Annotated in this window: 3 protein-coding genes and 1 pseudogene; 2 read left to right on the forward strand and 2 right to left on the reverse strand. The window is 64.5% G+C overall.

Annotation, left to right across the window (positions count from 1 at the left end; translation table 11 throughout):
* Positions 1–129, forward strand: a pseudogene (locus EOA28_RS40600) (3'-kinase); the annotation flags it as partial.
* Positions 130–139: 10 nt separating this feature from the next.
* On the opposite strand, the gene EOA28_RS32710 reads toward EOA28_RS40600, so the two are convergent.
* Positions 140–1,231 (reverse strand): COX15/CtaA family protein, encoded by a 1,092-nt coding sequence (locus EOA28_RS32710; RefSeq protein WP_127250775.1) that lies wholly within the window; start codon positions 1,229–1,231, stop codon positions 140–142.
* A 151-nt stretch (positions 1,232–1,382) separates the two neighbouring features.
* Between EOA28_RS32710 and EOA28_RS32715 the strand changes: the two genes are divergently transcribed.
* Positions 1,383–1,598 (forward strand): DUF2842 domain-containing protein, encoded by a 216-nt coding sequence (locus tag EOA28_RS32715; protein ID WP_042643947.1) that lies wholly within the window; start codon positions 1,383–1,385, stop codon positions 1,596–1,598.
* Positions 1,599–1,628: 30 nt separating this feature from the next.
* On the opposite strand, the gene EOA28_RS32720 is transcribed toward EOA28_RS32715, so the two are convergent.
* Positions 1,629–2,327: polysaccharide deacetylase family protein (locus EOA28_RS32720; RefSeq protein WP_128315700.1), on the reverse strand; the 699-nt coding region annotated here is incomplete at its 5' end.

The raw sequence follows: 2,327 nt of genomic DNA on the forward strand, positions 1-2,327 counted from the left end.
ATCCTCGACCATGCGATCGCCTATGGCTGCCTGTCGGCCGCGTGGCATCGCGAGGACAAGAACGCGGTTGACGAGAACCGGGAATTGACCATCGCCGAGGCTGTTCGGAGGGTTCGGCTACAATTTTGATCGCCGGCCGTCAGCTTCTGACGTTTATCTCGGTCGGCAGCGGATAGGCGCCCTTGGTGCCGCGCCAATGCGCGGTGGCAAAGCCGAGCAGGACCAGCGCGATCGCCTGATGCGCCAATGCCATGTGCAGCGGCACCTGCATCAGCAGTGTGCCGATACCGATCGAGGCCTGGACGACCACCAGCGCGAAGAGAAGCGTGGCGCGACGGGTATGGGTGGTGCCGGGCTGGCGCCGCCACGTGGCGATCATATGCCAGAGCGCCACGAGAAAGACCATATAGGCGCCCAGCCGGTGGACGAACTGCACCGTCTTCGGATTTTCAAAGAAATTCACCCAGGCAGGCTTCAGGAGAAGCAGATCGGACGGGATCAAATTTCCGTCCATCAGCGGCCAGGTGTTGTAGGAAAGACCGGCGTGAAGGCCGGCGACCAATCCGCCGAGATAGATCTGGATCAGTGTCAGGAACACGATGAAGCCGGCGAGTCGCTGCGTCGAGCGGTCGGCGGCAGGCTCCGAATGCGGCGCGAGACCTCGCGCGACCGCCATGGTGGCGGTGAAGATCAGCGCGGCAAGCGTCAGGTGCGTAGCCAGCCGGTACTGGCTGACCGAAACGCGGTCGACAAGGCCGGAAGCCACCATCCACCAGCCGATGGCGCCTTGCAGCCCGCCGAGCGCCAGGATGCCGATGAGCTTTAATCCAAGGCCTCGTTCGATGCGTCGCGTCGCCCAGAAGAACAGCAGCGGCAGGGCAAAGACCACGCCGACGCTGCGCGCCAGGATGCGGTGCGCCCACTCCCACCAGAAGATCGACTTGAAGTCTTGAAGGCTCATGCCCTTGTTGATCTCGGTATATTGCGGGATCTGCTGGTAGCGCTGGAACTCTTCCTGCCATTCGGCGTCGTTGAGCGGCGGGATGACGCCATGGATCGGCTGCCACTCGGTGATCGACAGTCCCGAGCCGGTGAGACGCGTGGAACCACCGACCAGCACCAGCGCGAACAGCACGAGCACCACGACGTAGAGCCAGCCGCGCACCAAAGCGCGGTTACGCAGGTCTCGGTCGCGTGCGGCATAGGGGGCCGTGGCGGTGATGGCAGCCATGGACGTTTTCCGGCAATTGAAACGCTGGAGTGGTGGACCAAGGCTCGCGCCGTGGCAAGGCTGGACAGCGCGGCACGCCGTCGCGCCGGGCCGCGGTGGTTGCGCGCGCACGCCATTCAGCCTAAGCGAGACGGGTCAACGAGACCGCGACATGCCCATTCGCCTGAAAAAGCTGATCGGAACCATCCTGCTTGTGGCGCTGGTCATCATCTATGCGCTGATCGCCTCCGCGGTCGCGGTCACCAGGCTCGCCGAATACGGGCCCACGGCGCATCTCCTGTTCTTCCTGCTCAGCGGGTTTCTCTGGGTTCTGCCGGCCATGGCCATCATCAAATGGCTGATCATCGAGCCGCGGCCCAAGGGCTGATCCTCGCTGACGCCGGCGGCGCCGGCTAGTCTAGATGGTCACCACCATCTTGCCGGCATTGGCGAGCGGCGTCGTGATGCCGGACAGCATCGTTTGGATATGCGCCACGCTCTGGTAGCGGCCGTTGACGGAGATGCGCGGCAGCGCGTGCAGGAAGCCGGCATGCTCGGCCCTTAGCACGCCGTGCCGCGTGGTCACCGCCGAGACGTAGCCCGCGTCGCGGGCGAAGCCCACTTCGCGGCAGCCGACAGCGCTGGCATAGCCGTAAGGGTAAGCGAAATGACGCGGCTCCTCGCCGAGCCTTTCCGCTAGGATGCGGCGGACGTCGCCGATCTCATGGCGCGCATCGGTTTCGGACAGCCGCTTCAAGTTTCGATGATTGACCGTGTGCGCGCCAATGGTCACCAGCGGGTGGGCGGCCATGGCTCGGAGCTCATCCCAATTCATCAAGGGGCATGGGCGGCCTGTGCCGAATTCATAGCCGTTCGATCGGGCAAGCTCGCGCAATGCCGCACCCTGCTCCTCCTCGGGCACTTTCACGGTCAGCCAGGCGTTCAGCCGCGCGACGGCCAGGATCTTCCTGCCCCGTGTCGAGCAATCGATCACCCTCTGCTTGCCCGCCATCGTCAGCGTCAGGCGCGAGCTGGTGTCGACGATATCCTCGATGACGTCCCACCAGAGATCGACGGCGCCGTCGATCAGGCCGGGGGCGACGTAGATGGTGATTGG

Origin of the sequence: Mesorhizobium sp. M2A.F.Ca.ET.067.02.1.1 (assembly GCF_004023285.1) — a bacterium.
In the GTDB taxonomy this organism is placed as follows: domain Bacteria; phylum Pseudomonadota; class Alphaproteobacteria; order Rhizobiales; family Rhizobiaceae; genus Mesorhizobium.